General features: G+C 45.2%; 25 protein-coding genes. 9 read left to right on the forward strand and 16 right to left on the reverse strand.

Going from position 1 to position 26817, the window contains the following annotated elements; genetic code table 11:
- Window positions 1–56: 56 nt before the first annotated feature.
- From ACTXGK_RS16480 to urtA, 8 genes are all read right to left on the reverse strand, one after another.
- Window positions 57–647 (reverse strand): dihydrofolate reductase, encoded by a 591-nt coding sequence (locus tag ACTXGK_RS16480; protein WP_443517321.1) that lies wholly within the window; start codon window positions 645–647, stop codon window positions 57–59.
- Window positions 648–726: 79 nt separating this feature from the next.
- Complete coding sequence (locus ACTXGK_RS16485; protein ID WP_443517319.1) at window positions 727–1596, reverse strand: thymidylate synthase; 870 nt, start codon at window positions 1594–1596, stop codon at window positions 727–729.
- 153 nt (window positions 1597–1749) lie between these two features.
- The gene (lgt, locus tag ACTXGK_RS16490) at window positions 1750–2634 is read right to left on the reverse strand and encodes a prolipoprotein diacylglyceryl transferase (protein WP_443517318.1); all 885 of its coding nucleotides are present in this window, start codon (window positions 2632–2634) and stop codon (window positions 1750–1752) included.
- Window positions 2635–2940: 306 nt separating this feature from the next.
- Window positions 2941–3639, reverse strand: coding sequence for an urea ABC transporter ATP-binding subunit UrtE (gene urtE, locus ACTXGK_RS16495; protein WP_443517316.1), 699 nt, complete (start codon window positions 3637–3639; stop codon window positions 2941–2943).
- Between the two features lie 118 nt (window positions 3640–3757).
- Complete coding sequence (urtD, locus tag ACTXGK_RS16500) at window positions 3758–4603, reverse strand: urea ABC transporter ATP-binding protein UrtD (RefSeq protein ID WP_443517314.1); 846 nt, start codon at window positions 4601–4603, stop codon at window positions 3758–3760.
- On the reverse strand, window positions 4603–5673 hold the full coding sequence (urtC, locus tag ACTXGK_RS16505) for an urea ABC transporter permease subunit UrtC (protein ID WP_443517312.1): 1071 nt from the start codon (window positions 5671–5673) through the stop codon (window positions 4603–4605). The genes urtD and urtC overlap by 1 nt, the downstream gene beginning before the upstream one ends.
- A 10-nt stretch (window positions 5674–5683) precedes the next feature.
- The gene (gene urtB, locus ACTXGK_RS16510; protein WP_443517408.1) at window positions 5684–7279 is read right to left on the reverse strand and encodes an urea ABC transporter permease subunit UrtB; all 1596 of its coding nucleotides are present in this window, start codon (window positions 7277–7279) and stop codon (window positions 5684–5686) included.
- A 432-nt stretch (window positions 7280–7711) separates the two neighbouring features.
- Window positions 7712–9064 (reverse strand): urea ABC transporter substrate-binding protein, encoded by a 1353-nt coding sequence (urtA, locus tag ACTXGK_RS16515; protein ID WP_443517310.1) that lies wholly within the window; start codon window positions 9062–9064, stop codon window positions 7712–7714.
- A 388-nt stretch (window positions 9065–9452) separates the two neighbouring features.
- Between urtA and ACTXGK_RS16520 the strand changes: the two genes are divergently transcribed.
- The 3 genes from ACTXGK_RS16520 (at window position 9453) to ACTXGK_RS16530 (ending at window position 13316) form a co-directional block, all read left to right on the forward strand.
- On the forward strand, window positions 9453–11108 hold the full coding sequence (locus tag ACTXGK_RS16520) for a DUF4139 domain-containing protein (protein WP_443517308.1): 1656 nt from the start codon (window positions 9453–9455) through the stop codon (window positions 11106–11108).
- 90 nt (window positions 11109–11198) lie between these two features.
- On the forward strand, window positions 11199–12041 hold the full coding sequence (locus tag ACTXGK_RS16525; RefSeq protein ID WP_443517306.1) for an NRDE family protein: 843 nt from the start codon (window positions 11199–11201) through the stop codon (window positions 12039–12041).
- A 180-nt stretch (window positions 12042–12221) separates the two neighbouring features.
- A complete protein-coding gene (locus tag ACTXGK_RS16530) occupies window positions 12222–13316 on the forward strand; it encodes an NAD(P)-dependent alcohol dehydrogenase (RefSeq protein WP_443517304.1) in 1095 nt (364 codons plus the stop codon).
- Between the two features lie 100 nt (window positions 13317–13416).
- Here the strand turns inward: ACTXGK_RS16530 and ACTXGK_RS16535 are convergent, their stop codons facing one another.
- Window positions 13417–13938, reverse strand: coding sequence for an RNA pyrophosphohydrolase (locus tag ACTXGK_RS16535; RefSeq protein WP_114701778.1), 522 nt, complete (start codon window positions 13936–13938; stop codon window positions 13417–13419).
- A gap of 451 nt (window positions 13939–14389) precedes the next feature.
- On the opposite strand from ACTXGK_RS16535, the gene ACTXGK_RS16540 reads away from it, so the two are divergent.
- Both ACTXGK_RS16540 and ACTXGK_RS16545 read left to right on the forward strand, forming a co-directional pair.
- Entirely contained in the window at window positions 14390–14803 is a 414-nt protein-coding gene (locus tag ACTXGK_RS16540) for an OsmC family protein (RefSeq protein ID WP_075106436.1), read from the forward strand.
- Between the two features lie 11 nt (window positions 14804–14814).
- Entirely contained in the window at window positions 14815–15243 is a 429-nt protein-coding gene (locus tag ACTXGK_RS16545; RefSeq protein WP_371533090.1) for an MAPEG family protein, read from the forward strand.
- A 46-nt stretch (window positions 15244–15289) separates the two neighbouring features.
- Here the strand turns inward: ACTXGK_RS16545 and ACTXGK_RS16550 are convergent, their stop codons facing one another.
- The 7 genes from ACTXGK_RS16550 to ACTXGK_RS16580 all read right to left on the reverse strand — a co-directional run bounded on the left by ACTXGK_RS16550 (window position 15290) and on the right by ACTXGK_RS16580 (window position 21616).
- Window positions 15290–16324, reverse strand: a complete 1035-nt coding sequence (locus tag ACTXGK_RS16550; protein WP_443517301.1) for a tRNA dihydrouridine synthase — start codon at window positions 16322–16324, stop codon at window positions 15290–15292.
- A 76-nt stretch (window positions 16325–16400) separates the two neighbouring features.
- Complete coding sequence (locus ACTXGK_RS16555) at window positions 16401–17900, reverse strand: UvrD-helicase domain-containing protein (protein WP_443517299.1); 1500 nt, start codon at window positions 17898–17900, stop codon at window positions 16401–16403.
- A 161-nt stretch (window positions 17901–18061) separates the two neighbouring features.
- On the reverse strand, window positions 18062–18949 hold the full coding sequence (gene tatC, locus ACTXGK_RS16560) for a twin-arginine translocase subunit TatC (RefSeq protein ID WP_443517297.1): 888 nt from the start codon (window positions 18947–18949) through the stop codon (window positions 18062–18064).
- The gene (gene tatB, locus ACTXGK_RS16565) at window positions 18949–19638 is read right to left on the reverse strand and encodes a Sec-independent protein translocase protein TatB (RefSeq protein WP_443517295.1); all 690 of its coding nucleotides are present in this window, start codon (window positions 19636–19638) and stop codon (window positions 18949–18951) included. Before tatB ends, tatC begins: the two co-directional genes overlap by 1 nt.
- 26 nt (window positions 19639–19664) lie before the next feature.
- Entirely contained in the window at window positions 19665–19907 is a 243-nt protein-coding gene (gene tatA / locus ACTXGK_RS16570; protein WP_201600244.1) for a Sec-independent protein translocase subunit TatA, read from the reverse strand.
- Window positions 19908–20132: 225 nt separating this feature from the next.
- Window positions 20133–20990, reverse strand: coding sequence for a phosphoribosyl-AMP cyclohydrolase (gene hisI / locus ACTXGK_RS16575; RefSeq protein ID WP_443517293.1), 858 nt, complete (start codon window positions 20988–20990; stop codon window positions 20133–20135).
- A gap of 182 nt (window positions 20991–21172) precedes the next feature.
- Entirely contained in the window at window positions 21173–21616 is a 444-nt protein-coding gene (locus ACTXGK_RS16580; RefSeq protein ID WP_443517292.1) for a thioesterase family protein, read from the reverse strand.
- Window positions 21617–22051: 435 nt separating this feature from the next.
- Between ACTXGK_RS16580 and rpmI the strand changes: the two genes are divergently transcribed.
- The 4 genes from rpmI (at window position 22052) to pheT (ending at window position 26632) form a co-directional block, all read left to right on the forward strand.
- The gene (gene rpmI / locus ACTXGK_RS16585) at window positions 22052–22249 is read left to right on the forward strand and encodes a 50S ribosomal protein L35 (protein ID WP_062845610.1); all 198 of its coding nucleotides are present in this window, start codon (window positions 22052–22054) and stop codon (window positions 22247–22249) included.
- 135 nt (window positions 22250–22384) lie between these two features.
- On the forward strand, window positions 22385–22741 hold the full coding sequence (rplT, locus tag ACTXGK_RS16590) for a 50S ribosomal protein L20 (protein WP_011281252.1): 357 nt from the start codon (window positions 22385–22387) through the stop codon (window positions 22739–22741).
- Window positions 22742–23068: 327 nt separating this feature from the next.
- Window positions 23069–24124 (forward strand): phenylalanine--tRNA ligase subunit alpha, encoded by a 1056-nt coding sequence (pheS, locus tag ACTXGK_RS16595; protein ID WP_371533097.1) that lies wholly within the window; start codon window positions 23069–23071, stop codon window positions 24122–24124.
- 102 nt (window positions 24125–24226) lie between these two features.
- A complete protein-coding gene (gene pheT / locus ACTXGK_RS16600; protein ID WP_443517289.1) occupies window positions 24227–26632 on the forward strand; it encodes a phenylalanine--tRNA ligase subunit beta in 2406 nt (801 codons plus the stop codon).
- The last annotated feature ends 185 nt before the right edge of the window (window positions 26633–26817 follow it).

Raw genomic sequence — 26817 nt, forward strand, 5'->3', positions numbered from 1 at the left:
CTGCCGCAGATAATTTGATTTATTTGCGACAGCCCTTTTTTTGAGTTAATCAAATACTATTGGTCAGTCTTCTCTACTCTATAAGTCACAAATTTGAAATCTAACGCACTCTTTTCGTCATGCATCTGCTCAGACTCCTCAGCTACTTTATAGCGCGCGGGTAGCTTAGGATAAAAAGCATCGCCATCGGTAATTTCGGTGTCTACGTGCGTCAGCTCAATGCGATCCGTGTACATCATGGCATCATTGAATATACGCTCACCGCCGATCACCCAAATGGTATCTAAATGCAGTCCATGTGCCAAACTTGCGGCATGCGTCAGGGCGTCATCTAAGTTGTGAACCACGTGCGCATGGGCGTGTCCTACCAGTCCTTTTTGCTCTGCATAGTCCATCTGAGTGGAGACAATGAAGTTCACACGCTTTGGTAAAGGCTTACTACCCATTGATTCAAACGTCTTGCGACCCATGATGACGATGCCTTGCATATCGCTACTCGAGGCCGTATTCTGCGGGTCACGTGTGGTCAACTGTTTAAAGTGCTGCAGGTCTTGTGAGATATGCCACGGCAGCTCATTGTTCTTACCGATACAGCGATTGCTACTTATGGCGGCGATTTGGGCAACTTCAGTGTGGGCATAACTCATAATGTGTCCTTTCTATTATATTTTTAAACGTCTATATTTTTAACTCATGGTCTTATTTACGATAGTGAATAAGACTCTGTTAAACGGCAACTTTGGCTTTGATGGTCGGGTGAGAATCATAGTTATTGACGCTAATATCGTCGTATTCAAAGGCAAAAATATCTTTAACCTCTGGGTTCAGTGTCAATGTTGGCGGTGTATATAGCGAACGTGTCAGTTGTAGCTCAGCTTGCTCACGATGGTTTTGGTAGATATGGCAATCACCACCTGTCCAAACAAACTCACCAACCTCCAGACCACACACTTGCGCAACCATATGCGTCAATAACGCATAACTGGCAATGTTAAAGGGCACACCTAAAAAAAGATCAGCCGAACGTTGATATAGCTGGCAGGAGAGTTTACCGTCTGCCACAAAAAACTGGAACAGCGTATGACACGGCGGTAGCGCCACTTGCTCTGCTTCGCCCGGATTCCAGCCAGAGACAATCAAGCGGCGCGAGTTGGGATTGGTTTTGATTTGCTCAACGACCTGTGCGACTTGATCGACACCATCATCGTTATAGCTGCCGTCCGCGCCTTTACTTGCACCATAGTTACGCCACTGATGACCATATACGGGACCTAAGTCGCCTGCAGGACGGTTAAAGCGTGCGGTCTGCTCCGCTGTCGCCCATTCATTCCAGATACGCACGCCATTGTCTTGCAAATACTGAACGTGGGTGCTGCCACTCAAAAACCACAGCAGCTCATAGGCGATAGATTTGAAGTGAACTTTTTTGGTCGTCAATAGTGGAAAACCTGCCGCTAAGTCAAACCGCAGCTGTGCGCCAAAATGACTCAGCGTACCCGTACCCGTGCGGTCGCCTTTTTCAGTACCGTTGTCTAAGACGTGGCGCAGCAAATCAAGATACGCTTGCTCGTTGTTACTTTGGGTGCCATTGCTCATAAAAGTGCTCTTTAATTACTGCTGACAGCGTCCACAGATTAGGCTAGTAATCCATATAGACGCTATCATTGTTAAAAGTATTGCTAGGGTAGGCGTTATGAGGCGTACCCTCTTATTCAAGTGATTAATCGTTTCATCGGTAAGGCGAGAGCCTTAGTAAGCGGCATGCTTACCCCAATCGTAGATGCCACGCTTATAGGCGTAACCGATCAAGAATAGACCGATAATAATCATCGGGGTGCTTAATATTTGCCCTTTGGTCACCCAACCTAACAAAATAAATCCTTGGTCAACGTCTGGCTGACGGAAGAACTCAATGATAAAGCGGCTCAAGCCATAGCCCAGCATAAAGACACCAGTCACTGCCATGCGCGGACGAGGTTTTGATGAATACCACCAAAGGAATAAAAATAACAGCAGACCTTCGGCAAAGGCTTCATACAGTTGTGATGGGTGACGAGGTAATAAGTACTGACCATTGACCTCAGTCATCACCTCTTGTAGTTCAGGATTGGCCTGTAGTTGCTGCATATCAAAGCCAGCCGCTTGGGGAAAGTAGGTGAGCCAATTATAGCCACTATCAGAGACACGGCCCCATAGCTCGCCGTTGATATAGTTACCAATACGACCAAACAACAAGCCTGTCGGGACGCAAGGCACGATAAAATCGAGTACTTGAAACGGGGTCTTTTTATATTTGCGAGCAAAGTACAGCATCCCCAGCATGACACCAATCAGGCCACCATGGAATGACATGCCGCCTTCCCAAACCTTGAAGAGGTAGGCAGGGTTTTGTAGCAACTCGCCAAATTGATAAAACAATACGTAACCGACACGACCACCTAAGATGACGCCCAGTGCACCAAAGAACACGAGATCTGAGACCATATCTGTTGTCCAGCCCTCACGCTTGGTGCTCCGATACCATGCCAGACCGTAAGCGGCAGCAAACGCCAGTAAATACATCAGCCCATACCAGTGGACTTCGACGGGCCCAAGTGCCAAGGCGACAGGATCGTACTGAGGATGAATCATCATAAGGGTGTCATAATATTGATAATAAAGTGCTGACTATAATAGCAAATTTCATGCGCCCAGCATACATAATTGCTCCAACCCAATCAGAGGTTATTGGCAATTTAAGTTTTTGAGGTAGTGCATAATATCTATGCTAAGAGCCAAAAAAGATAAAAAGTGAGATAAAAAATTGACTGTGATTGGGGTGGGTTTTCATGATGATATATAGTCTTGGTAGCTAACAATTTAAGATAAAAATGTGATCTCTATCGTTTTTAAGTGGTCACTACCAAGTGCTCATAAATAAATGCGGTTAAGTAAATGCAGCTAGATGGCGACTAGATCCTGTACTTTGTTGTCGGCCATCGTATCGCCTGCACCTTGAGACACGACCTTACCGCGTGATAATACGGTGTAGTTGTCAGCGAGCTCTTCGGCAAACTCATAAAACTGCTCGACCAGTACAATGGCCATGTCCCCTTTGTCAGCCAAGTCCCGAAGCACACGGCCGATATCTTTAATGATAGACGGCTGTATACCTTCGGTCGGCTCATCCAAAATCAGTACTGAAGGCTCGGAGGCGAGCGCACGAGCAATGGCAAGCTGCTGCTGTTGACCGCCGGACAAATCACCACCGCGGCGATGTTTCATCTCATCAAGCACTGGAAAAATGTCATATAAATGCTTGGGTACTTGTTTAGCTTTAGCGCGTGAAAACTTTGCCATACCGATCAATATATTTTCTTCTACCGTCAGTGTCGAGAATATATCGCGACCTTGCGGCACATAAGCCAGTCCTGCTCGCACACGCTGCTCGGGTGAGAGTTTGCTGATGTCTTGGTCATTGAGCAAAATTTGCCCTGATTTGATCGGTAATATCCCCATTAAGCATTTGAGTAAGGTGGTCTTGCCCACGCCATTACGGCCAAGTACCACGCTGCACGCACCGACAGGCGCTGTGAGTGAGACATCTCGTAAAATATGACTGCCGCCGTAATATTGATTGATACCATTGACTTGTAACATGACGGTCTCCTAATCTTTCAATGATTTTTAATATTTGCATGGTTTCGAATTTGCATAGCTTGGCATTTGCATAGTTTCGCGGTTTATTGGCGGGCGATGTATTGAATTGGTGCCCCAATTATCGACCTAAGTAGGACTCAATCACCGCTTCATTAGCTTGCACTTCCGCCAAGGTACCTTCGGCCAATATCGCACCTTGAGCCAATACCGTGACTTTTTCGCTAATCGCATCGATAAAGGTCATGTCATGCTCGACCACCACTAAGGTATGATTTTTCTTTAGTCGTAGACACAGCTCGGCAGTATGTTCGGTTTCGGCGTCGGTCATACCGGCTACTGGCTCATCGAGCAAGATCAGTTTGGGACTCTGCATAAGTAGCATGCCAATCTCTAGCCACTGTTTTTGACCATGAGAGAGCAGGCCAGCTGGCTTATTGATTCTGTCAGTCAGGCGGATTTGCTCAAGGGTGGCATCGAGAGTATCGCGAGTATCGGCATCAAGTTTATTGAACAAGCTTTTGACAACGCGCTTGTCTTTTGGCGCGGCAAGTAGCAAATTATCCATGACGGTGAAGTTTTCAAAGACAGTGGGTTTTTGAAATTTACGACCAATACCAGCCTCAGCGATTTCTTCGGTAGATAGGCTGGCAAGATTGTGCGTTTGACCAAAAAACACGCTGCCTTCGGTAGGGCGGGTTTTACCAGTGATGACATCCATCAGTGTGGTTTTGCCCGCGCCATTGGGGCCGATAATACAGCGTAGCTCACCTTCCTCAATATAGAGCGACAGATTGTTAAGGGCCCGAAACGAGTCAAACCAAACGCTCACATCTTCTAGATATAGCGCAATACCATGGCTAAAATCAACGCCTGACGGCTTTGGATGGCTGCGACCCGTACCACCATGAGTACGCCCATACTCATTGGTTGGCTGCTCGGACGTTGTTGATTTATCAGTTAGCATTACTCTTTCTCCTTTTTAAAGCGATCGAACAAGCCCATAATGCCATTGGGTAAAAACAACGTGACCACAACGAATAGTCCGCCTAAAATCAATAGCCAAAACTCAGGGTAGGCAACCGTAAAGTAGGTTTTTACCGCGTTCACCACACCAGTACCTAAAATCGCGCCAATCAAACTGCCTCTACCACCAGTCGCTACCCAAACTGCCATTTCAATGGAGTTAACAGGATTCATTTCACTTGGATTGATAATGCCGACTTGCGGCACATAGAGCGCACCTGCGATACCAGCAATGACAGCGGATAATACCCAAGCGGAGAGCTTGTACCATAGCGTGCGATAGCCTAAATACTGCAAGCGGTTTTCGCTATCGCGAATCGCGCCTAGCACTCGCCCGTACGGCTGATTCATCAAATAACGCAGTCCCATGTAAGACAAGAGGAGCGCCAAGGCAGTGACAAAACATAGCACCGCACGGGTTGAGGCAGCAGTAATGTCGTAGCCTAGAAGCGTGGTAAAGCCCGTGAAGCCGTTATTGCCACCAAATCCTGTCTCGTTACGAAAGAATAGCAGGGCGGCGGCATAAACCATGGCTTGAGTAATGATAGAAAAATAAACACCTTTGATTTTTGAGCGGAAAGCAAAAAAACCAAAGATAAAGGCAATCACCCCTGGCACCAAAACCACCAATGCCATCGCCCACCAAAAATGCTGCGTGCCCGCCCAATACCATGGCATCTCAGTCCAGCTCAAAAAACGCATAAAGTCAGGCAGGCCATCGCCAGCAGTCTCACGCGTTAAGTACATGCCAAACGCATAACCACCCAGCGCAAAATATAGACCATGCCCTAAACTCAAAATACCAGCATAACCCCAGACAAGATCTAGTGCCAAGGCCACCATTGCCAGTGCCATGATTTTGCCAATCAGGGTAATCCAGTAGGCGGATAGGTGAAAGGGTGATGCCTCTGGCATTAAGTGCAGCCAAGGGAGTATTAATAGCACCGCAAAGCACAAACCGATTAAAATGGCGCTGCGCCTTGTATCAGACAGTAATTTGGTCAGTATCATAAGAGTCTCCTTATTCGACAAAGCGGCCTTTGAGCGCAAATAAACCTTGTGGCCGCTTCTGAATGAACAGAATCACAAGAACCAACAACACAATCTTGGCCAATACCGCGCCAATGCCAATCTCAAGCACCGTGCCACTGACACCTAATCCCAAGGCGGCCAAAACCGCGCCCCATACTTGTCCAACTCCGCCAACGACGACTACCAAAAAGGTATCGATAATATACGTCTGACCCAGATCAGGACCCACGTTGCCCACTTGAGCCAGCGCGCAGCCTGCCATACCAGCCAGTCCAGAACCCAAACCAAATGCCATCATATCGATGCGCGCAGAAGGGATACCGACGGCACGTGCCATTTGACGGTTTTGAGTGACGGCACGTATAAACAAACCAAAGCGAGTCTTATTGAGCAAGTACACCAGTAGCGCCACGACGATGACCGTAAACACGATGATGGCGATACGGTTATAAGGCAGTACCAAACTTGATGACACTTGATACGCACCGCTGAGCCACGCCACATTGCTAACTTCAACGTTTTGCGCGCCAAAAATCATTCGCACCAATTGCATTAAGATTAGACTGACGCCAAAAGTTGCCAATAGGGTCTCTAGCTCACGACCATACAGCGGACGAATGACAATACGCTCAATAATCATACCGATGATGGCACTGACCAAAAACGCAGCTGGAATAGCGGCAAGCAAATACCAGCCAGCCATATTCGGCAGATAAGCTTGGAAGAAATTTTGCACCATATAAGTGGTATACGCGCCAATCATAATCAGCTCACCGTGCGCCATATTAATTACGCCAAGCAGTCCAAAAGTAATCGCAAGGCCAAGTGCCGCGAGCAATAAAATGCTGGCGGTACTCATCCCAGTGAAAATATGACCTGTCCATGTGCTTATCTGGATACGGCGTGCCACGCTATCTCTGGCATCGGTAAGTGCCGCCTCAAGCGTCGGATCTAAGTTGTCAGATGCAAGGGCAGACTCAATATCAACCAATACCTGCGGGCTGTCGCTATCAGCGAGTAGATTGACCGCTGCAATCTGAGTAGGTAGGTCGCCATTTTTAAAATCAATACGTGCCTGTAGTGCGGTTAGTGCTTTTTGAACGGTGGCATTGTCCTCATTTGCGGCGGCCGTTGTAATAATGGCTGGATCGACTTGGTCAATATTATCAGCCAAAATATCCACCGCTTGCAGGCGCTGTGCTGGCTTGTCAGACTCCAGTTTTACCTTTGCTTGTCCAAAAATAAGCGCCGAGCGTAGGGCATTGGTCAGGGTGATTTGTGATAGATCACTTGGCCAATCGTTCGTTTCTTTTCTGTCAGGATACGTAAATAGCTGATCCTCTGCGTTGAGTAAATAAGTCTGTCCGCCTTTGCCTTGATACAGCTCATCATTGGCAATCAACTCAACAAAACTGTCCAAACTCTCAATTGACCCTGGCCAATCACTTAACATGGCTTGGCGCTTACTAAAATCGCCCGCCACAAATTGTTGGATAGCATCGCCTGATATGGCAGCTGAGGCTTGTGTAGGCGTAGTCAATGATTGCTCGTTATTGGTGCGTAGTGTGTCATTGCCATCGGTCATCGACTCTGAGGTGACAATGGCGATATTTGCCGATTGGGAATCGTTGTCAGCATGGGCAGTGGCGGTTATGAATAATGCAATCAATGCAAGTAACTGTAGCGGTGCATAGATGGAAAAACGAGCCGCGTGCTGCATGACTTCACTAACTGATGCTTTTGGACTATTACCATGTTCGGATGATGTTTGCCCTGCAAACGGGCGTAAAGTATGGCGCTGCATGTGCGGCTCCCTGTTTTTACAGACAACAAACCCTTAGCTTCTGCTGCTTAGCGGACTAAGCAGTAGAAGTGATGATAAGGTTTTGAGGTGTTTGAAATTTTGAAAATAAGTGTTGAAAATCAATATGGAGAGTAGGCGTTGGCTTATTTATCTCATTTATCCATCTACCGACTATCCATGCATTTTTCAGTACAACTTTATTTAGGAGACCGTTTATTTAGGGATGTATTCGCTCCATGGCTGCGCTTGGATAACTTCTGGAGTTTTGTAGATAATGTCAAATTGACCATCCGTACGAATTTGTCCAATCATCACAGGCTTCCATAAATGATGATTTTCGTCATCCATCTTTAGGGTGTAGCCAGAAGGCGCATCAAAGGTTTGTCCCGCCATGCTAATACGTACTTTATCGACATTGGTGGTGCCTGCTTTTTCAACGGCTTGTTTCCACATATTGATACCCACATAGGTGGCCTCCATCGGATCATTGGTCACGACTTTGTCGGCATTAGGTAGGTTTTTGTCCAGCGCGTATTGCTTATAGCGTTTGGTGAAATCGCTATTGGTTGGGTTTTTGATCGACATAAAGTAGTTCCATGCCGCCAAATGACCTTGTAGCAAACTGGTATCGATACCGCGCAGCTCTTCTTCACCGACTGAGAACGCCATGACGGGAATATCTGAGGCTTTGATACCTTGGTTGGCAAGTTCACGATAGAACGGCACGTTTGAGTCGCCATTGATGGTAGAGATCACCGCAGTCTTTTTGCCTGTTGAGAATTTCTTAATATTCGAGACAATGGTTTGGTAGTTGCTAAAACCAAATGGCGTGTATTCCTCCATGATGTCTGCATCAGCCACGCCTTTTGATTTCAAAAATGCCTTCAAAATCTGATTGGTAGTGCGTGGATAGACGTAATCCGTACCCAACAATACAAAGCGCTCTGCACCGCCGCCTTCTTCACTCATCAAATACTCTACCGCTGGAATGGCTTGCTGGTTGGGCGCGGCGCCAGTGTAAAAGATGTTTTCTGATTGCTCTTGGCCTTCGTACTGCACTGGATAAAACATCAAGCCGTTCAGCTCTTCAACCACTGGCAATACTGACTTGCGCGATACTGATGTCCAACCACCAAAAATCACATCGACTTTGTCTTGAGTGAGCAGCTGACGGGCTTTTTCGGCAAACAATGGCCAATCAGAGGCAGGATCGACGACTACTGGCTCTAGTTGCTTACCGAGCACACCGCCATTGGCGTTGATCTCGTCAATGGTCATAAGTGCGGTGTCTTTTAGCGAGGTTTCAGAAATGGCCATGGTGCCAGATAGCGAGTGCAAGATGCCTACTTTGATCGTGTCGCCATCAGCGGCAGGAGTGGTCGTTGTCTCTATTGTAGTTTCAGTCGTTGTCTCTGTCGATGTCGCAGTTTCGGCAGGCTTTTGACAGCCAGCGAGGCTCAGACTACCAACGACGGCAATTGCTAGTAACGAAAAGCGTGATTTGATTTTGCCGTGTGATTGAGCGTCAATAAACTGAGGATTGGCTAAAGTGGGTAATGAAAACATGGACATCTCCTAAATAGACACAAAAGATAAAGTACTGCTCCTGAACAGTTATTAAGCGTTCAAGTTCCGTGCCAAGTCAAAAAAGCCAATAATCGCGTAATAATTGAGCAATAAATAAATATTGTCTGTTATTTTCGTTAATTTAGTGCACGATTGTTAATAAGCTGCACCATAACGGGGAAGGAGATGAAAAATTGGTGCAATGTAAAAACAAAGTCACGACATAGAGAAGAGCTGATATAAGCACATAGGTTGCTAAAAGCACTTATTGCTAAAAATCTGCAAAACGGCTACGGTAATGCTTATAGAATAGACATTATTTCACATACTTATCTCATGAATATATTACGCTGACGCCATGATCGATTTCACTTCTAAGGAAAGATATATGAACGCATACCGAACACAGTGGTCTGGCCTAACGGCTCCTGCTCGCACCTCATCACGGCGCTCGCAACGATCGCGCCTTATGGTTTTGCCACTTGTGCTTGGTGGCAGTACAGTATTAGGGTTACCCGTCGCCCAGGCGGCAACGAGTAGTATCGAGCAAGTGACGGTTTATCAAGGGCTGGCGAGTGTGACACGTTCATTGCCTATCACAGGGAATGGTGAGCAAACCGTGGTATTTTCGTGCCTATCAGCTTATATGGATAAAGACAGTCTCAGCGTACAGGCGGTGGGTAATGTCAATATTGGTGAAATCAGTATTGAAGAGTTAACAGGAGAGCAAGCAATCCAGTGCCAATATCAAGGTGACGCCAAGGTACAAATACAGCAAAATACCTTGGCTAGTATTAATGCGGAATTAGAGGCGGCGCGCTTAGCAAAAGCCTACTTGCAGAATTTGACCACAGTTACGCAACTCAATACCGAAGGGACTATCGCCAACAACACACGCGATATAGAGACTCAAGCGAACAGTCTTAACCAAAAGATTTTGGACATTCAGCAGCGCCAAGCACGCGCCCAAGAGGCACTGAATCAGCTGATGGCAGGCAGTGTCATGTCAACGGCGAGTAATGTGACACAGGTGAGTGTACGCACTGCCAGTCGCGCGCCAAGTAGCATTAAATTGCATTATCAGGTGCAAGGCGCAGGCTGGGAGCCCACCTATCAAGCGCGTCTCAACACCAATAGCGAGCAGCTAAATATCACCGCCTCTGCGATTATCGCCCAACAAACCGGCGAGAACTGGACAAACGTCCCTGTGACCCTTAGTACTGCTAACCCTAACCAAAGTGCGACAGGGCGACTGCCTCATGTGCCGCGCCTATCACTTTATGAAGAAAACCAAAATGTTGAGTATGCAATACCTATGTCGGATAACACGCCTGTCGTAGTATTTGCCAGAGAAGGTTATAGCGACGATTATAGAGCACCAAATATGGCACCATTGCCGAACTTCACCGTCAGTAGCCAAAACAAAAACGGTATTATTGAATATCGCTTGCCGCAGCGAGTGACGATACCCAGTGGTGGCAGGCGAGTACGCACTGTCATTGGTGAGCAGTCTGGCAGTAGCAAACTTTGGGTTCGTAGTACCCCGAGCGTTGAGAAAGCTGCCTATTGGTACGCATCAGCGCCATTTTTGACCCCAGAGTGGGTAGATGGCTCACTACAGCTGTACCGTGATGACAACTATGTTGGACAGTCGCGCTATAACTATCAGGTGTTAAAAGAGCAGGGAATTGGTTTTGGCCGTGATCCCAGCATGATGGTCAAAGAGCTAATCAATGAAGACAAGCAAGGTGAAAAAGGCGTGCTGAACCGTACACAAACCTTAACAATGACTAAGGCCTATCAATTTACCAATCAGCATAACCGCACTGTGCGCTTGCAAGTATTGGGTAGCGAGCCTATTAGCCGTGATGACAGTCTCAAAGTCGCAGTCACCCACACGCCGCCTGTCACGGAGCGCAATTGGAATGACAATCAAGGCATGGTAGCGTGGGAGTTTAACGTGCCAAGTAAGCAGTCACAGGTGATACGTACAACATCGCAAATCAGTTACCCTGCCAATAAGATATTGAGTGGTGATCGATAAATGATACTTGCTGAGCAAATCAGTTTTAAGTGATGATTTTGGTTTTTACCAAAAATCTCGTGCCTAACAAACGATTATAAAAGGAATACTATGTGTATTGTCGCCATTGCTTGGCAGTTGTTTGACGAGCTGCCATTAGTGCTATTGTCTAATCGCGATGAGTTTTTGCAGCGTCCGACAGAGCCGCTGCATCAATGGTCTGATCAGCCGATTTATGCAGGGCGTGACCGTCAAAGTGGCGGCACATGGCTAGGTATTCATCAGCAGTCGCTAACAGATACAGTAGGCGAGGATGACACTATTTATCAGAAAAATGGACGCTGGGCGGCGGTACTCAACTTTCGTGATGGTGTGCAGGCAGGTTCAGATGAACGTTCTCGTGGTGAGTTGGTCACGCGTTTTTTGACCAGTACGCTCAGTCCGATGGCGTTTGCACGACAGATTGAATTACAAGCTTATGCGGGCTTTAATCTGATTATCGGTGACGCTCGGCAAGCGGTCATCGTTAATAATCGCGGTCATGCTCCCACGCCACTGCATACAGGTCTACACGTGCTTTCTAACGGTCAGCCAGAGGACATTTGGTTTAAGACTGAGCGGTTGCGTGGTCGTTTTCGCCAAGAAGTGCTACCGCTAATTGCCGAAGACAGCGCGGCTAGCTACTGGCAAGCAGCTGCATTCAATGTGTTGTCAGATAATACCAAGGCACCAGATGATCAGCTACCAGATACAGGGATGAGCACTGAGCTTGAGCAAACCTTGTCCTCTGTCTATATTGAGCCTGTGAGCTTTGGCAATGCTGACACCAGCAAGCCTACTTATGGAACACGAACCCAGAGTATTTTAACCTTGAGACAAGAGAAGGGAAAAGGTGCAGAGATTACCGCGCATATTGTCAGTCGAGAGTATCCGCATTCAATTGATAGTGAGTAAAAGTCATCACTTATTTTCGGCTGTATCTATATTTCATTTCACGTGAATTTATCAGTAGTTTTTAAAACCATAAAGTAATTGTGGATTTTGCTTTAAAGTGTCACTTTTATGGCCTACACTCATTGAGTAGGGTATCAAACTCTATTATGTCCAAATAAGGGTTAAAACAAGGAGTGTGGCATGAGCATGATGAAATCACTAATATTTGTTGAGCCAGGTAAGATCGAAATCACTGATAAGAAGATACCCGATGTTGGGCCAAATGATGCTTTGCTAAAAATCACCACAACGACCATTTGCGGTACTGATATTCATATCTTTAAGGGTGAATATCCTGTTGCTAAAGGGCTGACTATTGGTCATGAGCCAGTGGGCATTATCGAAAAGCTTGGTAATGCGGTGATGGGTTATGAAGAAGGTCAACGAGTCATCGCTGGTGCGATTTGTCCAAGTTTTACTTCTTATGCCAGTCAAGATGGTTTCCCTTCACAAGATGGCGGTTACATTGGACCAGATGGTACCTGTGCTTGTCATGGCTATAAAGCGACTGGTGGTTGGCGCTTTGGTAATATCATCGATGGCACGCAAGCCGAATACGTATTGGTACCTGATGCGCAGGCTAACCTAGCACCTGTACCTGATGGTCTGACCGATGAGCAAGTTTTGATGTGCCCAGACATTATGTCAACAGGCTTTAAAGGTGCTGAAAATGCCAATATAAAAATCGGTGATATCGTTGCGATATTTGCGCAAGGACCAATTGGCTTGTGCGCGACCGCTGGCGCAAAGCTTAGATGTGCATCAACGATCATCGCTATCGATGGCAATAACGAGCGCTTAGCCATGGCCAGAAAGCTGGGAGCAGATATCACTCTCAATTTTAACGAAGTTGATGTCATTGACGAGATCATGAAAATCACTGGTGGTCGCGGTGTTGATAGCAGTATTGAGGCGCTAGGCTTACAATCTACATTTGAGCAATGTCTTAAAGTATTGAAACCAGGTGGCACACTCTCAAGCCTTGGCGTATATTCCGAAGATTTAAAAATCCCGATGGCACATTTTGCGGCTGGTCTTGGTGATCACACGATCCGTACCGCCTTATGTCCAGGTGGTAAAGAGCGTATGCGTCGTCTATTGAATGTGGTTGAGTCAGGGCGTGTCGATTTATCAGCAATGGTCACGCATATCTACGCACTAGACGATATTGTAGAAGCCTATGACTTATTTATGCATCAACGTGATGGCGTATTAAAAATTGCTATCAAACCCTAGAATACGCTTTAGCCTTACTCATATTTAATAAAAAAAGCCTGTATCACTGGATACAGGCTTTTCATCATTTATATAAAAAGGTAAAAGAACATTTCGTAAATTAAGACTGAATCAAATGATTGTTTTGCTCAGGAATGATCAGTTCTTGCTTTAAGGGAAGTTCTCGTACCAATTCTTGTAAGGCGCGACGATAAACGCCTCGTTTAAAGTGGATCACTTGTCCGAGTGGATACCAGTAGCTGACCCATTGCCAGTGGTCAAATTCAGGCTTCCCTTCATCGAAGCGGATATGTTGGGTGTTTGGCTCATCTAAGCGTAGCAAAAACCATTTTTGTTTTTGCCCAATACATAAGGGGTGCTGGCCATGACGTACATAGCGTTTTGGCAGACGATAGCGCAGCCAGTCTTGGGTGACTGCTAATAAGTCCACATGACGCGGATGTAAACCGACCTCTTCCCAGAGCTCGCGATACATTGCATCCATCGGCGTCTCCCCGCGGTCGATACCACCCTGCGGAAATTGCCAAGCGTTGTGACCAATGCGTTTTGCCCACAGAACCTGCCCTTGTGTATTTGCCAAGATGATGCCGACATTGGCGCGAAAGCCGTCTGCATCTATCATGACTAAACCCTTTAATTTGTTTAAAAATAGCTCGTTTTGAATTAAAACCATGATAGCAATCGTAATTATTATAAGGTGATTGTTATCGATATCAGCTCAAAACAAGATTCATTACCGTTATTAAACCAAGAAACAAGCAAAATGTGTAACAGTATTTTGCTATAAAATGTTTCACGAGTTTTACCTTTTAAAATCAACTATTTATAAGCAAACTTTTGTAGGTTTTTCAAATAAAAATTTAATAAATATTGATGCGAGTAACGATAGCTGCATAGTGCTCAAATCATTTATTAAAAAAGAGGGTGAGATCAAGAAATTGTTTTCTCACGACACCATAGCCAAACAATGGCTTTATAAAATCTTGCTTTGGCTTATGCTACACTAGCTAAGCTGCATATATTTCAAACAATAAAAATAGGCAATATGCCAATTAAAGTAAGGAACATTCACAATGTCAGAATCAAAAGCAAGCGTTACATGGCAAGAGAACAAAGCCTTTATGGGTGTGTCACCGTCAGGACATAATGTACAAATCGATGCGGACAAAGAAAAAGGCTCAAGCCCAATGGAGCTGGTTTTATTAGGGCTGGGTGGTTGTGCGAGCTACGATGTGGTGTCAATCCTCCAAAAATCACGTCAAGCAGTGACAGACGTGCGTTGTGAGCTAACTGCGCAACGTGCCGAGACCACACCAGCCGTTTACACCGATATTCACCTGCATTTTGTGGTTACTGGTCAAGACATTAAAGACAAACAGGTTGAAAAAGCCATTCATTTATCCGCAGAAAAATACTGCTCAGCCAGTCGCATGCTGGTCGCGGGTGGGGTTAATATCACCCATGATTTTGAAGTGATTGCAGGCTAAGGACTTATATAATGATCAGTGCATTTTTTGACTTGGTTTCTGATAAAGTTGCGTCTGCCATTTGGGCGATGGTGGTAGCGAGCTTATTGCCATGGGCTGTATCAATAATTGCAAAAGTATCTGGCGGCTTTAGGGTCAGAAATAATGCACATCCTCGCGATTTTTTCAAAAATGCGACAGGGATGGCGGCACGTGCTGATGCTGCACAAAAAAACAGTTATGAGACTTTACCGGTATTTTTGGCGGCAGTGCTGGTGGCTATGCTGTTCTTTGTACCACAATCGATTATCAACGTATTGGCTTGGCTCTATGTGATTATTCGGATTGGTTATTGCACCGCGTACATCACCAACTTATCGACGTTTCGCTCTATCCTTTGGGTATTATCAATGGCATGCTGTCTGATGCTGTTTTATTTAGCGATACGAGTCAGTGTATAGCGCTGCCCATCCATACTTATCAAATACATCAGATCAGAATAGGTGATTATTCTTGAACACTCGCTTGTAGTGCACGAATAATCACCGCTTTGTTTTTCTCTCGCTTGATACTTTCCCACACTGTTTGCGCCTCAGCATAGCCTTTGGTGAGCATCCCTAACCACTGTTTATAACGCCCAACCAGTACCACATCGTTCTTTGCCTCACCTTCCAAAAACTGAATCTGATGCGCAATCAAATCTTGCCAGAACAAGGTTGTCGTACTCTCTCCACTTTCATCATCATCATCATCATCATTATCAACTTGTGCAACCAAGTCAGGACGCGTGACTGCACCGCGCCCAAGCATCAAATGCTGTGTACCTGCTTGCGCCATACAGTTTTGCGCATGCTCAAAGTTCCAAATTTCCCCATTGGCAATGACTGGAATATCGAGCGCATTAAAACTCTGGATTTTGTCCCAATAGGCAGGCGGCTTATAACCTTGGGTTTTAGTGCGTGCATGGATGGTCAACCAGTCAGCGCCACTTGCAGCAATTGCGCCGCGAATGTCATCCATTCGGCTAGTATCTGTATAGCCCAAGCGAATCTTGGCAGACACAGGAATATGAGCAGGAACGGCCTTACGTACCGCACTGATAATCTGATACATGGTTTCAGGTTCGTCAAGCAGCACCGAGCCGCCGCGATGGCTATTAACGGTCTTGGCAGGGCAACCAAAGTTAATATCAATCGCAGGTGCACCAAGCTCGGCAGCATAAGTGGCGTTTTCTGCCATCAGCTGCGCGTCGCTACCCAATATCTGCACATGAATCGGCGTGCCGGAGGCGGTTTTGGCATTGTGATGTAACTCTGGCACGTATTTATAAAACACATGGGCTGGCAAGACATGCTGCGTGATACGAATAAATTCACTTACTGACCAATCATAAGGACGACCCAAATCCGTCGCAATCTGCGTTAAGATTTGGCGCATCAAAGGATCGGTTAAGCCTTCCATGGGTGCGAGGAGTCGGACGGGAGCTGCAAATAACTGGTTAACGGTATTTTGGCGTTCTTGAAGTTGTTGGTTCTGATTCATGCTGGTTATTCACTGCTAAAAGGTCGTTATAAATAGAAATAGACTAGGGACTTAAATTGGCAAATATGAAAAGTGACTAAGTATTGCCAAAAATCACTTTTTTGCCCGTCTGTAATCCAGATATTAAGTCTTTAATATTGTGGATATCTAGATTATTCTGCGCCCGAGTACAAGCGACATAGAGCAAGCGCAGCTCTTCTGGACTTATCTTGACCGCATTGGTAGTCACATCGTAGTAAAAATCATCATCTAGTTGTACTTTACCCCACTCAAGCCCTTTGGCTTTATGCGCGGTAGAGATGACATAATCCGCATTTTCGATGCTGGTCAAGCTATTGACCGCTTGGCTGAGCACATTAGTTCCATGATCATCGACCAATTTGACCAGTGTTTTAAGATCACTGCCTTCATTGGTTTCAGCGTACTCTTGTACATCGCCCCAATTATAGAAATAAGCCAGCTCTGGTACACCATAAGCCGATTTACCATTTTTTAAGTTTTCCGCTGCTTGGCAGAATTTGAGCATACGGTCGGTATCGGCTTGTAGCGCCACGCGATGCCCGTGCTTTAGTCCTGTCAACAACTGCGACATCGCCGCAGCATTGGTACGGCATAAAATGGCGTCCTTTTTACTGTGTACCATACCTTTATCAGTAGAAGACTGTTTGTTTGGATTGCCCTTTAACGGTACGTCTTCTTGCAGTGCTTTTAGTAAGGTATTTGCCACTTCTGCAATCGGCTCACCAAAGCGAAAAGATTGCGTCAATAGTGTCTGCGGTAGGGGTAGTTTTTTCATCGCATTGACCGCGCCGCGCCATTCATAAATCTGCTGATGCGCATCGCCCACATAGATTACTTGTCTCGACTGCTGAGTCAAAATACCCATCATTAATGGATCAGCATCTTGCGCTTCGTCAAATAAGATAAAGTCCGCAGGAATACTCGGCTTAGACAATGCCCATAGTTTGAGATAAATGTCATGACCAATGCCCGCAGGATGACGCGCATCGATCGACTGTAGCCAGCGCTGCTCAACAGCAGGGTAGAGCATCTCACGTAGTTGCTCGGCGTCTGAGGCATCGAGCCAGCTTGGGAACAGTATGTGCCTTGGTGCAGGATAGCTGGCATGTGTACTACAAAAGTTACTTACTGCATCACTGACGAACCGAGACAATCGTGCTGGCGTCAGCGTAATGTATTTGTTAACGCCATCCATTTGCCGACGGACTTGCACAGGCTGCAATCCCAAATCATCACCGAGGCGCTTGGGTGAAAAGCGCGGCAAAGATAGCTTGGCGGTGATATCACGCGCCACATGACGATAGGCTAGCGAGTGAAAAGTGCGGCATTCTACATGTGGTGGAAACTTTGAGCGAGCATCATTGGCAATCGCTTTGTTAAAGGCCAGATACAGTCCGCGACCTCGCAAGCGCTCACCGATTAGCTTTAGTGTCGTGGTCTTACCAGCGCCTGCATACGCCACCACTTTAAATGATTTGTGGTCCATCGCCATATTCAGCGCGGCGAGCTGCTCATCAGTGGGATCGCTCATATAAGCTGGCATCGATGCGGACATAATAAAGCTACCTAAATACAAAAGTGATTAAAAACACAAGGGGCAAAAAAAGCCACTGGATCGACAATGGCTTATAGATGGCGGTACTCAATCGTGACAATAAGCACTAAGCTTACGCGTGGGGCAAGAAGAAAACAAGATAAGTCAGACGGGTAAATACTTTATTCTTTGACGGTTGATATCAGATCAGTGCTAGGTTCTTCTTTGATCAAAATTTTTGCCAAAAATAACCCAAGCTCAAACAGTAACCACATTGGGATCGCTAGCATCAGCATCGATACCCCGTCAGGCGGCGTGACCACGGCAGCGACAGCAAAACAGCCGACAATGATATACCGACGTTTTTCTTCTAGACTCTGAATGGAGACAATGCCTGCCAATATCAATAGCAAGGTCACAACTGGAATCTCAAACGTCAAGCCAAACACCATAAATAGCTTTAAAGCAAAACTCAGATAACTGTCGATATCGGTCATCGGTAATACGTTTTGCGGGGCAAACATAATAAAAAACTTTAAGACCCCTTTGAGCACAATAAAATAAGAAAAAGCCACACCTGCATAAAACAAAAATATAGAAGACAGCAGCACTGGAATAGCGATTCTCTTTTCTTTTTTATATAACCCTGGCGCGACAAACGACCAAATTTGATAAAGAATATAAGGCATTGCCAAAAAGGCGGCGACGAAGACCGTCAAACGTATCGGTGCCATAAAGTTCGAGGTGATATCTGTGGCAATCATGGTTGAGTTAGCAGGTAATTGCGCCACCAACGGATCTGATAAGAAGTTATAAAGCTCACGTGAGTAACCGACCAAACCCAAAAAGATGATCAAGACAGCCACGCATATTTTGATCAAATGGCGGCGTAGCTCAATCAAATGCTCGGTGATAGGCATGTCACCCAATGCGCTTAAAACATCATCTGATGATTCATTTTGAGTGCTATCAGTTGTTGCTTTATCGTTTTGATCAATACCATCTAAAGCAGGAATATCTAAATCAGTGAGTTTTTCTTGGCGGCTTTTTTTTCGTTTGAGTAGTTGCATCAGTCAGTCCCCTGCTTATTATCAGAAGTCTGCGTACTTACCGAGCTATTTAGTAAGGTATCGGCTTTATAGTTCGGTAGATAAGGCGGCATTGGGAGGCGACGGGCTTTATCGTAAGCACCCAAACGGAACCACATATTTTCCCATGGCCTAGTAGAGAAGGTTTGGGCAGCTTGCGCCATGTTGTCCTTATCGACCACATCACTATCAGCATCGCTGTGGTCACTCTTCGACAGTTGGTTATTTTCTGCAGTGTCTTCGTGCGCCTCAGTGGCATGACTGTCAGTTGTATAACTATAGTCAAACGCTTTTGGCGCGGCTGGTTGATTGTGCTTTGTTCCGTTCTCTTTGCTATTTTCGCTATCTCTACTACTTGCGACGTCATCAGACATTGAAGATGGACTATGTGAGCTTTCAAAAGCCTTCATATTACCGCGCATCTCCGCCATCTCACGCCTCATATCGGCTTCAGTTTGGCGAATTTTGGCCAGCTCTTTTTGCATTTGTTGGCGCGTTTCAGCCAAGTCCAGCTCTGCCTCTATCTCAGATTGCAAGGTCGAGACGGTGCGGCGAATTTTGGCATACCATTGCCCAGCCGTACGCGCTGCCTGTGGCAGTTTTTCTGGGCCCAAAACGATTAGGGCGATTACGCCAAAGAGAAGTAGTTCAGAAAACCCGATATCAAACATAATGGTCCGATGTCACTGTCTAGAGGCTATACATTATGCTTGTCATCAACCTTAGTGGTTGTTGGGCGCTCGTCGGTATGGGCAGTGCCATCATGGTCAAGCACCACGCGTTTTTTGGCATGCTCTGTGTTTTCATCTTTGACCGCTTCTTTAAAGCCTTTAACCGCACCGCCCAAATCTTTGCCAGCATTTTTTAGTTTTGCAGTGCCAAACACGACAACGACGACGACCAATAGTATCAGCCAATGCGTAATAGAAAAACTACCCATAATGGTATCCTTGTGACCTGGTTTTGTGACTTAGTTTTCAGTCTTTATATGTCTGCTTTGTGTTGATAAAACCTGCTTTGTGTTGATAAAAGATTTTTGTATCAAAAAAAAGCATCACATATAATGCGAGATAAAACAGAGCTATATTATAACCCGCAGTTATTACAAATAGGTGAAATCAACAATAATCAAACAGGGTCGATGCTTTTTTTTGTATCTCAATAACTATCTAGCCGCTTTTTCGTCGATACCTGATAAGCCAAACCGTCGACCCAGTTCGTTCAATACCGCATCTGACTCTATGTCAAACCATGCCAGTCCGACTAAAGTATGAAACCAGACATCTGCCACTTCATAGATCAGCTCATGGCGCGCCGCCTCAAAAGCAGCTTTGTCTTTACCTTCATCACAGTGAGCAAAATCTTTGGCAGCAATGATGCTCTCTGTACTCTCTTCACCGACTTTTTCTAATATTTTATTCAAACCTTTAGCGTATAGACTGGCGACATAAGAGCTGTCGGCATCGGCTTGTTTGCGCTCTGCCAATACCTGATCAAGCTGTTGTAGCACAGAGCCTTTATCAATTGGCGCTTGAGTAGTATCGACTTGCGCTTGAGTGTTATTAGAGTGGGTGGTCGCGCTAGCATTTTCGTTTTCAGAATTGGTGCTAGCAGATTCATCAGAATGATAAATATCCGCAGGGTCTTTCAATACTTTATCGACAGTTTGCCATTCAGGTGTTTGGCCTGATAGATCTAAACGCTGATAAAAACAAGACTCGCGGCCTGTATGACAAGCAATACCGCCCGCTTGAGTCACGCTTAGCACAATCACGTCTGCGTCACAGTCTAGACGAATATCGTGGACGGTTTGCGTATGACCTGATGATTCGCCTTTGTGCCACAATTTGCCACGCGATCGCGAAAAATAAACCGCGGTCTGCGTTTGTGCCGTGAGCTGTAATGCCTCTGCATTCATCCAAGCCATCATCAAAATACGGCCTGACTCATGATCTTGAGCAATTGCAGGAATCAAACCATCAGCATTAAAAGTTACGGCAGTCAGCCAAGCAGGTAGAATCATAATTTATGTGTCGTCTTATAGTTAGAGAGTAAAAATATCAATAAGTAATTATACTACTTATGATTGGAGCGAGTTATGATTAGAGCGAGAAGACTATCTGTAATGCTCTGAAATCTGAAATATGATGTCATATGAAATCTGCGCGAGCATTAGAATGAAAAGGGTGATATTGACTCGCTATTTTACAGCCTAAATAAATGAGGATATAGAGCCTCTTTGGTTGTGTTATCAAGCTTAATCACTTTATTGAGATTAAAATCATAATTTCTAAAATGCTGCCGTGCTTTTACGACCGTTTCGCCCGTGTGCATACGGGTAACTTTTATCACTATATTACCGCCATTATCATATATTGGCTCAACACCGACTTCAAACAAAAGCTCTTCACGTGCTTGTATACGACTCAAAATAACCAACTGCAATGTATCAATAATCAAGCCCTGTTTATCTGAATTGATTTCTTTAATACCTTTAGCGTGTAGAAACCTTAGTCGCGCTTCGGACAGAAGGGCAGTCAGAGATTCGATGGTCACATGCTGTCCCAAGTCGATTTCGGTATGACGCACGCGCATCACTGTCTCAAAAACAAATAAGCAATCCTCAAATACCAACTCTTGCTTTGACACACTATCTCCTAAAGTGATGGCAAACAATTATGCTACTTATCATGCGATAGGTTGGCAGAATCATAATAATGATGAACAGACAATAAAGCTGTATACACTTAATAAATGAGTGTGCTTCCATGACACTCATATTATGATGTAACTTAAGTATCTACTTAAGCACAGCTTCAGCTGACATTCAATCTATTTGGATGAAAATTGACCATTTTCATGAGGTTTTTGAGAGCCGCGCTACAGCGCTACTCATGCTGATTAACGGTCTTTGTTGCCAGGTAAAGGTTAGCCAAAACTTTACTTGGCAAAACAAGGCACTATCTGCTAAAATAGCGCCTCCCACCTCGAGGCAAATAGAGGTTTAGTTGTTATTTATATAACGATTATTCGGTATGACTATTTGACGACCAGGTTCTAAAACAGAAAAAGAGGCAAATCATCATGAAAGTTAAGATGAAAACCAGAAGCGGTGCCGCTAAACGCTTCAAAAAAACAGCAAACGGCTTTAAACGTAAGCAAGCATTCAAAAGCCATATTTTGACCAAGAAATCACCTAAGCGTATTCGCCAGTTGCGTGGTCTTAAGTTGGTACATAAGTCTGACGAAGCAGCAGTTCGTCGTATGTGCCCATACATCTAATAGCCTACCGTCATCTATCTTTGATTGAAAACTATCTGATGAAATGATATTTGACTTTGCAATCTGACAATGATGTTTGTTATTTGACAGCATCATCACTCGCTTAACAGTGATTACAAAATCTTGGAGTAAATTATGGCCCGTGTAAAACGTGGTGTACAGGCAAATCGCCGTCACAAAAAAATCTTAAAACGCGCAAAAGGCTACTACGGTGCCCGTTCACGTGTTTACCGCGTAGCGGTACAGGCAGTGACCAAAGCTGGTCAATATGCTTATCGTGACCGTCGCAACAAAAAACGTACTTTCCGTCGTCTTTGGATCGCACGTATCAATGCTGGTGCACGCTTAAACGGTTTGAGCTATAGCCGCTTTATCAATGGCATGAAAAAAGCAAACATCGCAATCGATCGTCGCGTTCTAGCAGACATCGCTATGCATGATGCAGCGACTTTCACAGCATTGGTCGAAAAAGCAAAAGCGGAACTAGCATAAATATTAACTACTCTTTAGAGATTAAGTAGATATAAAATTTATCTAAGTAAGCATCTAAACGAATAGAACTAATATTGATTAATAGTACGATATTAATAAAAGCTACCGCTGGTCGGTGGCTTTTTTTATATGAAATTATTCTATGCCTGTTCGACGTCGAGGCTTTGTCGATACGAAATACGTTTGTCATCGACTAAATACTCAAGCCATTCTTATAACCAGTCTTTATATCAATTTTTTATATAAACATAACTGGATAAATGGTTTGCAATATTTGGTCAAACCCCTACAATTAATAGTCCGTTCAAATCAGGAATAATGCGTCTTATGACTAACCCTGCTGCTACCAACGACTTGTCGGCGCTACCGACCTTGTCTTCAGAGCTAAACGAGCTCAATGAAGCTCAGCTTACTGACTTTGCGAGTGCTGCTGAAGCTTTGATTCTACAAGTAACTGATGCGCGTACGTTGCAAGATTTGCGTGTGCAATTGACTGGCAAAAAGAGCCCATTGACGGGCTGGTCAAAGCAGATGGGCAAACTCGATGCTGACGACAAAAAAACCTACGGTGGCTGGTTGCATGAGGTACGTAGCCGCATTCAGCAAGCATTGACTGATCAGCAGCAGCAGCTAGAAGTCGCCGCGCTCAATGCCAAGCTAGAAGCAGAGAGCATTGATATTACGTTGCCTGCTCGCGGTGGTCAAAAAGGTCATCTGCATCCAGTAACGATGATTACTCAGCGTATGCAGCAGTATTTTATTCAAGCGGGTTTCAATGTCGCAACTGGCCCTGAAGTTGAGAGCGATTACTATAACTTTGAGGCGTTGAATATCCCGTCGCACCATCCTGCGCGCGCGATGCACGATACATTCTATTTCGATGCGCATTATCTACTGCGTACGCATACCAGTCCTGTCCAGATTCGTACCATGGAAAAAAATGAGCCGCCGATTCGCATCATTTGCCCAGGCCGTGTGTATCGTAACGACTCAGACCAAACCCACTCACCGATGTTTCATCAGCTAGAAGGCCTTATGGTCACCGAGTCGAGCACTTTTGCTGAGCTAAAAGGTCTGATTAGTGAGTTCTTGGAAGCATTTTTTGCCAAAGAGCTGACCGTACGTTTCCGTCCTTCATTCTTCCCATTCACTGAGCCGTCTGCAGAAGTGGATATCTTAGATGATAACGGTAAATGGCTTGAAGTGATGGGCTGCGGCATGGTGCATCCACAAGTATTGACCAACTGCGGTATTGATAGCGACAAATACACAGGCTTTGCATTTGGTATGGGAATTGAGCGTTTTGCGATGCTGTATTACGGTATTGATGACTTGCGCTTATTTTTCCAAAATGACGTGCGCTTCTTAAAGCAATTTGGCTAACGTGCTTTTGTTGATATAAAAGTGCTCCTTGTTAATACAACAAGTTAATTTGCCAAGCTTTACTCCAACATCTTTATTATAAAATTCTGATCCGAGATATTTATGAAAATTAGCGAACAGTGGCTACGTCAATGGGTAAACCCCCAAAATACCAGCGAACAGTTGGCCGAACAGCTGACCATGGCAGGGCTTGAGATTGATGATCGTTATGCGGTTGCCCGTGAGTTTAGTGGTGTGGTCATCGGTGAAGTCGTGAGCGTTGAGCAGCATCCTGATGCAGATAAATTACGAGTCACGCAGGTAAATATTGGCGACGCTGAGCCGCTACAAATTGTCTGCGGTGCGCCCAATGTGACCGTCGGTATGAAAGCGCCTGTTGCCACCGTCGGTGCGGTTTTACCCAGTGATGACAAAAAAGGGTTCAAGATTAAGGAAAGTAAACTACGCGGCGTTACCTCAAACGGTATGCTATGCGGCGCCTCTGAAATTGATTTGGTCGATGATATAGATGGCTTGCTTGAACTGCCTGAAGACGCACCAATTGGTACCGATATCCGTGAATATTTAGGTCTAGATAATCAAATATTGGATATTTCTATCACCCCAAATCGCGGTGATTGTTTTAGCGTTCGCGGTATCGCTCGTGAGATATCAGTCATCAATGATTTGTCTGTGCAAATGCCAGAAATTCCTGACAATGTAGTTGCTTCTGATAATGGGGCAACGCCCGCTGTAACGGTTGATGCCATCGAAGCATGTCCTCGCTACCTATTACAATCTATTAGCAATATCGATCGCAGTATCAACACCCCAAAATGGATGCAAGACGCGCTAGTTCAATCAGGTCTACGCTCGCATGGCTTCTTGGTCGATGTGACCAATTATGTGTTGATGGAATTGGGTCAGCCGCTACATGCTTTTGATGCTGATACCATCGAAGGTGATATTGTTGTGCGTTTAGCACAGCCTGACGAAACCATTATTTTGCTCAACGAGCAAACGGTTACGCTAACCGGTGATGAGCTTGTGATTGCTGACGACAAAGGTGCCTTGGCACTGGCTGGTATCATGGGTGGTCAGCGTAGTAGTGTCACTGATAGTACGACCAATATCGTGGTAGAAAGTGCTTTCTTTAATCAACTGGCTATCGCTGCGCGCGCACGCCGTTTTGGATTGCATACTGATGCATCACAGCGTTTTGAGCGTGGGGTTGATTTTGAATTGCCACAGCTGGCCTTGGCACGCGCTTGTGATTTGATCACAACCATCACGGGCGGCGAAGCGAGTCAAATAGTCACGGCCGAAAACCTTGAGAGTTTACCAGCACGTGCTCCGATCACATTGCCAATCGCGAAAGTACGTGATGTTATTGGTATTGATATCGATCCATCAGAGATGGTGCGTATCTTAACTCAATTAGGTTTTGAGGTAGAGCAGCAAAACGACGCACTAATTTGTAAGCCACCGTCTTATCGCTTCGACATGAGTATCCGAGAAGATCTCATCGAAGAAATTGCCCGTATCTATGGCTATGACAATATTCCAAGCGTCCTGCCACATTTGCAAGTTAGCATGGATTATGACGATACTGCAGATTTGACTCATGGGATGAAGCTAGCACTGGTCGATAACGGTTATATGGAAGCGATTAGCTTTAGTTTTAGTGATGCAAAATTAGAAGCATTGCTTGATGATGAAGCGTTAGGGGAGGTGTTGGCACTGGCAAACCCTATCTCTAGTGATTTGGCGGTCATGCGTCGTACCTTGCTATCGAGCCTACTGCCTTGCGTGCAATATAACTTGAATCGTCAGCAGCCACGCGTACGTTTCTTTGAGACGGGTCTTAGCTTTGTTGGACAAAGTATCAGTGATTTGGTACAAACCCCAAGCATTGCTGTGGTAGCAGTGGGTGATGTATGGAGCGAGCAAGCGTATCAAAATCGTGCGCTAGACTTTTATGATCTAAAACATGACATTGAACAATTATTACCAGCGCAGCTTGATAGCGCCCGTATTCGCTATGAGCGTAGTGCGCTGAGCTTCCTCCATCCAGGACAAAGCGCTGAGTTATATATCGATGATATATATGTTGGTTGGTTGGGTCAGCTACATCCAAATACTGCTAAGCAGTTAGATCTGCCGACAACATGGGTCGCTCAATTGTCATTGGCACCGCTATTGACGCTGGCTCGTGAGCAGCACACAATTACCACGCCGAGTAAATTTCCGCAGGTACGCCGTGATATTGCTATTTTAGTAGACAGTGATATCAGTATGCAGACGTTAGAGACGACAATACGCTCTGCGGCAGGGACTTTGCTAACGGATTTATGGCTATTTGATGTGTATCAAGGTGATAACATGCCAACAGGTCAACGTTCATTGGCGTTTGCGCTCATATGGCAAGACAGTACACAAACCTTGTCTGATGAAGCAGTGAAAGCTGCCACTGATAAGGTTGTCCAAGCATTAGTAGATCAACACTCAGTCCAGCTACGTGACAGCTGACATTTAGTTATATCCAATGCTCCATAGCCTTTTCAACGATTAGGTTATGGAGCATTGCTATTCGTAAAAACTATTATTTATAACCCTTTTACTTGTAGAATAAGTTAAGTCATTATTAATAAAGGATTTTAATGCATAGTTTATTAAAAACTGCTCAAAAAACCTTTATAATAATTAGACTTAAC

The organism is Psychrobacter sp. T6-5 (assembly GCF_052258485.2).
In the GTDB taxonomy this organism is placed as follows: domain Bacteria; phylum Pseudomonadota; class Gammaproteobacteria; order Pseudomonadales; family Moraxellaceae; genus Psychrobacter.

Excerpts from the sequence above, each read along its gene's own strand:
- hisI (WP_443517293.1), bottom strand. The coding sequence starts at position 20,990 with ATGATTCTACCTGCTTGGCTGACTGCCGTAACTTTTAATGCTGATGGT.
- ACTXGK_RS16540 (WP_075106436.1), top strand. The coding sequence starts at position 14,390 with ATGTCAGAATCAAAAGCAAGCGTTACATGGCAAGAGAACAAAGCCTTT.
- rpmI (WP_062845610.1), top strand. The coding sequence starts at position 22,052 with ATGAAAGTTAAGATGAAAACCAGAAGCGGTGCCGCTAAACGCTTCAAA.
- ACTXGK_RS16520 (WP_443517308.1), top strand. The coding sequence starts at position 9,453 with ATGAACGCATACCGAACACAGTGGTCTGGCCTAACGGCTCCTGCTCGC.
- tatA (WP_201600244.1), bottom strand. The coding sequence starts at position 19,907 with ATGGGTAGTTTTTCTATTACGCATTGGCTGATACTATTGGTCGTCGTC.
- ACTXGK_RS16545 (WP_371533090.1), top strand. The coding sequence starts at position 14,815 with ATGATCAGTGCATTTTTTGACTTGGTTTCTGATAAAGTTGCGTCTGCC.
- urtD (WP_443517314.1), bottom strand. The coding sequence starts at position 4,603 with ATGCTAACTGATAAATCAACAACGTCCGAGCAGCCAACCAATGAGTAT.
- ACTXGK_RS16525 (WP_443517306.1), top strand. The coding sequence starts at position 11,199 with ATGTGTATTGTCGCCATTGCTTGGCAGTTGTTTGACGAGCTGCCATTA.
- ACTXGK_RS16485 (WP_443517319.1), bottom strand. The coding sequence starts at position 1,596 with ATGAGCAATGGCACCCAAAGTAACAACGAGCAAGCGTATCTTGATTTG.
- lgt (WP_443517318.1), bottom strand. The coding sequence starts at position 2,634 with ATGATGATTCATCCTCAGTACGATCCTGTCGCCTTGGCACTTGGGCCC.
- ACTXGK_RS16555 (WP_443517299.1), bottom strand. The coding sequence starts at position 17,900 with ATGTCCGCATCGATGCCAGCTTATATGAGCGATCCCACTGATGAGCAG.
- urtE (WP_443517316.1), bottom strand. The coding sequence starts at position 3,639 with ATGTTACAAGTCAATGGTATCAATCAATATTACGGCGGCAGTCATATT.
- ACTXGK_RS16480 (WP_443517321.1), bottom strand. The coding sequence starts at position 647 with ATGAGTTATGCCCACACTGAAGTTGCCCAAATCGCCGCCATAAGTAGC.
- pheS (WP_371533097.1), top strand. The coding sequence starts at position 23,069 with ATGACTAACCCTGCTGCTACCAACGACTTGTCGGCGCTACCGACCTTG.
- ACTXGK_RS16550 (WP_443517301.1), bottom strand. The coding sequence starts at position 16,324 with ATGAATCAGAACCAACAACTTCAAGAACGCCAAAATACCGTTAACCAG.
- rplT (WP_011281252.1), top strand. The coding sequence starts at position 22,385 with ATGGCCCGTGTAAAACGTGGTGTACAGGCAAATCGCCGTCACAAAAAA.
- urtB (WP_443517408.1), bottom strand. The coding sequence starts at position 7,279 with ATGACCGATGGCAATGACACACTACGCACCAATAACGAGCAATCATTG.
- urtA (WP_443517310.1), bottom strand. The coding sequence starts at position 9,064 with ATGTTTTCATTACCCACTTTAGCCAATCCTCAGTTTATTGACGCTCAA.
- tatB (WP_443517295.1), bottom strand. The coding sequence starts at position 19,638 with ATGTTTGATATCGGGTTTTCTGAACTACTTCTCTTTGGCGTAATCGCC.
- urtC (WP_443517312.1), bottom strand. The coding sequence starts at position 5,673 with ATGATACTGACCAAATTACTGTCTGATACAAGGCGCAGCGCCATTTTA.
- pheT (WP_443517289.1), top strand. The coding sequence starts at position 24,227 with ATGAAAATTAGCGAACAGTGGCTACGTCAATGGGTAAACCCCCAAAAT.
- ACTXGK_RS16530 (WP_443517304.1), top strand. The coding sequence starts at position 12,222 with ATGAGCATGATGAAATCACTAATATTTGTTGAGCCAGGTAAGATCGAA.
- ACTXGK_RS16535 (WP_114701778.1), bottom strand. The coding sequence starts at position 13,938 with ATGATAGATGCAGACGGCTTTCGCGCCAATGTCGGCATCATCTTGGCA.
- tatC (WP_443517297.1), bottom strand. The coding sequence starts at position 18,949 with ATGCAACTACTCAAACGAAAAAAAAGCCGCCAAGAAAAACTCACTGAT.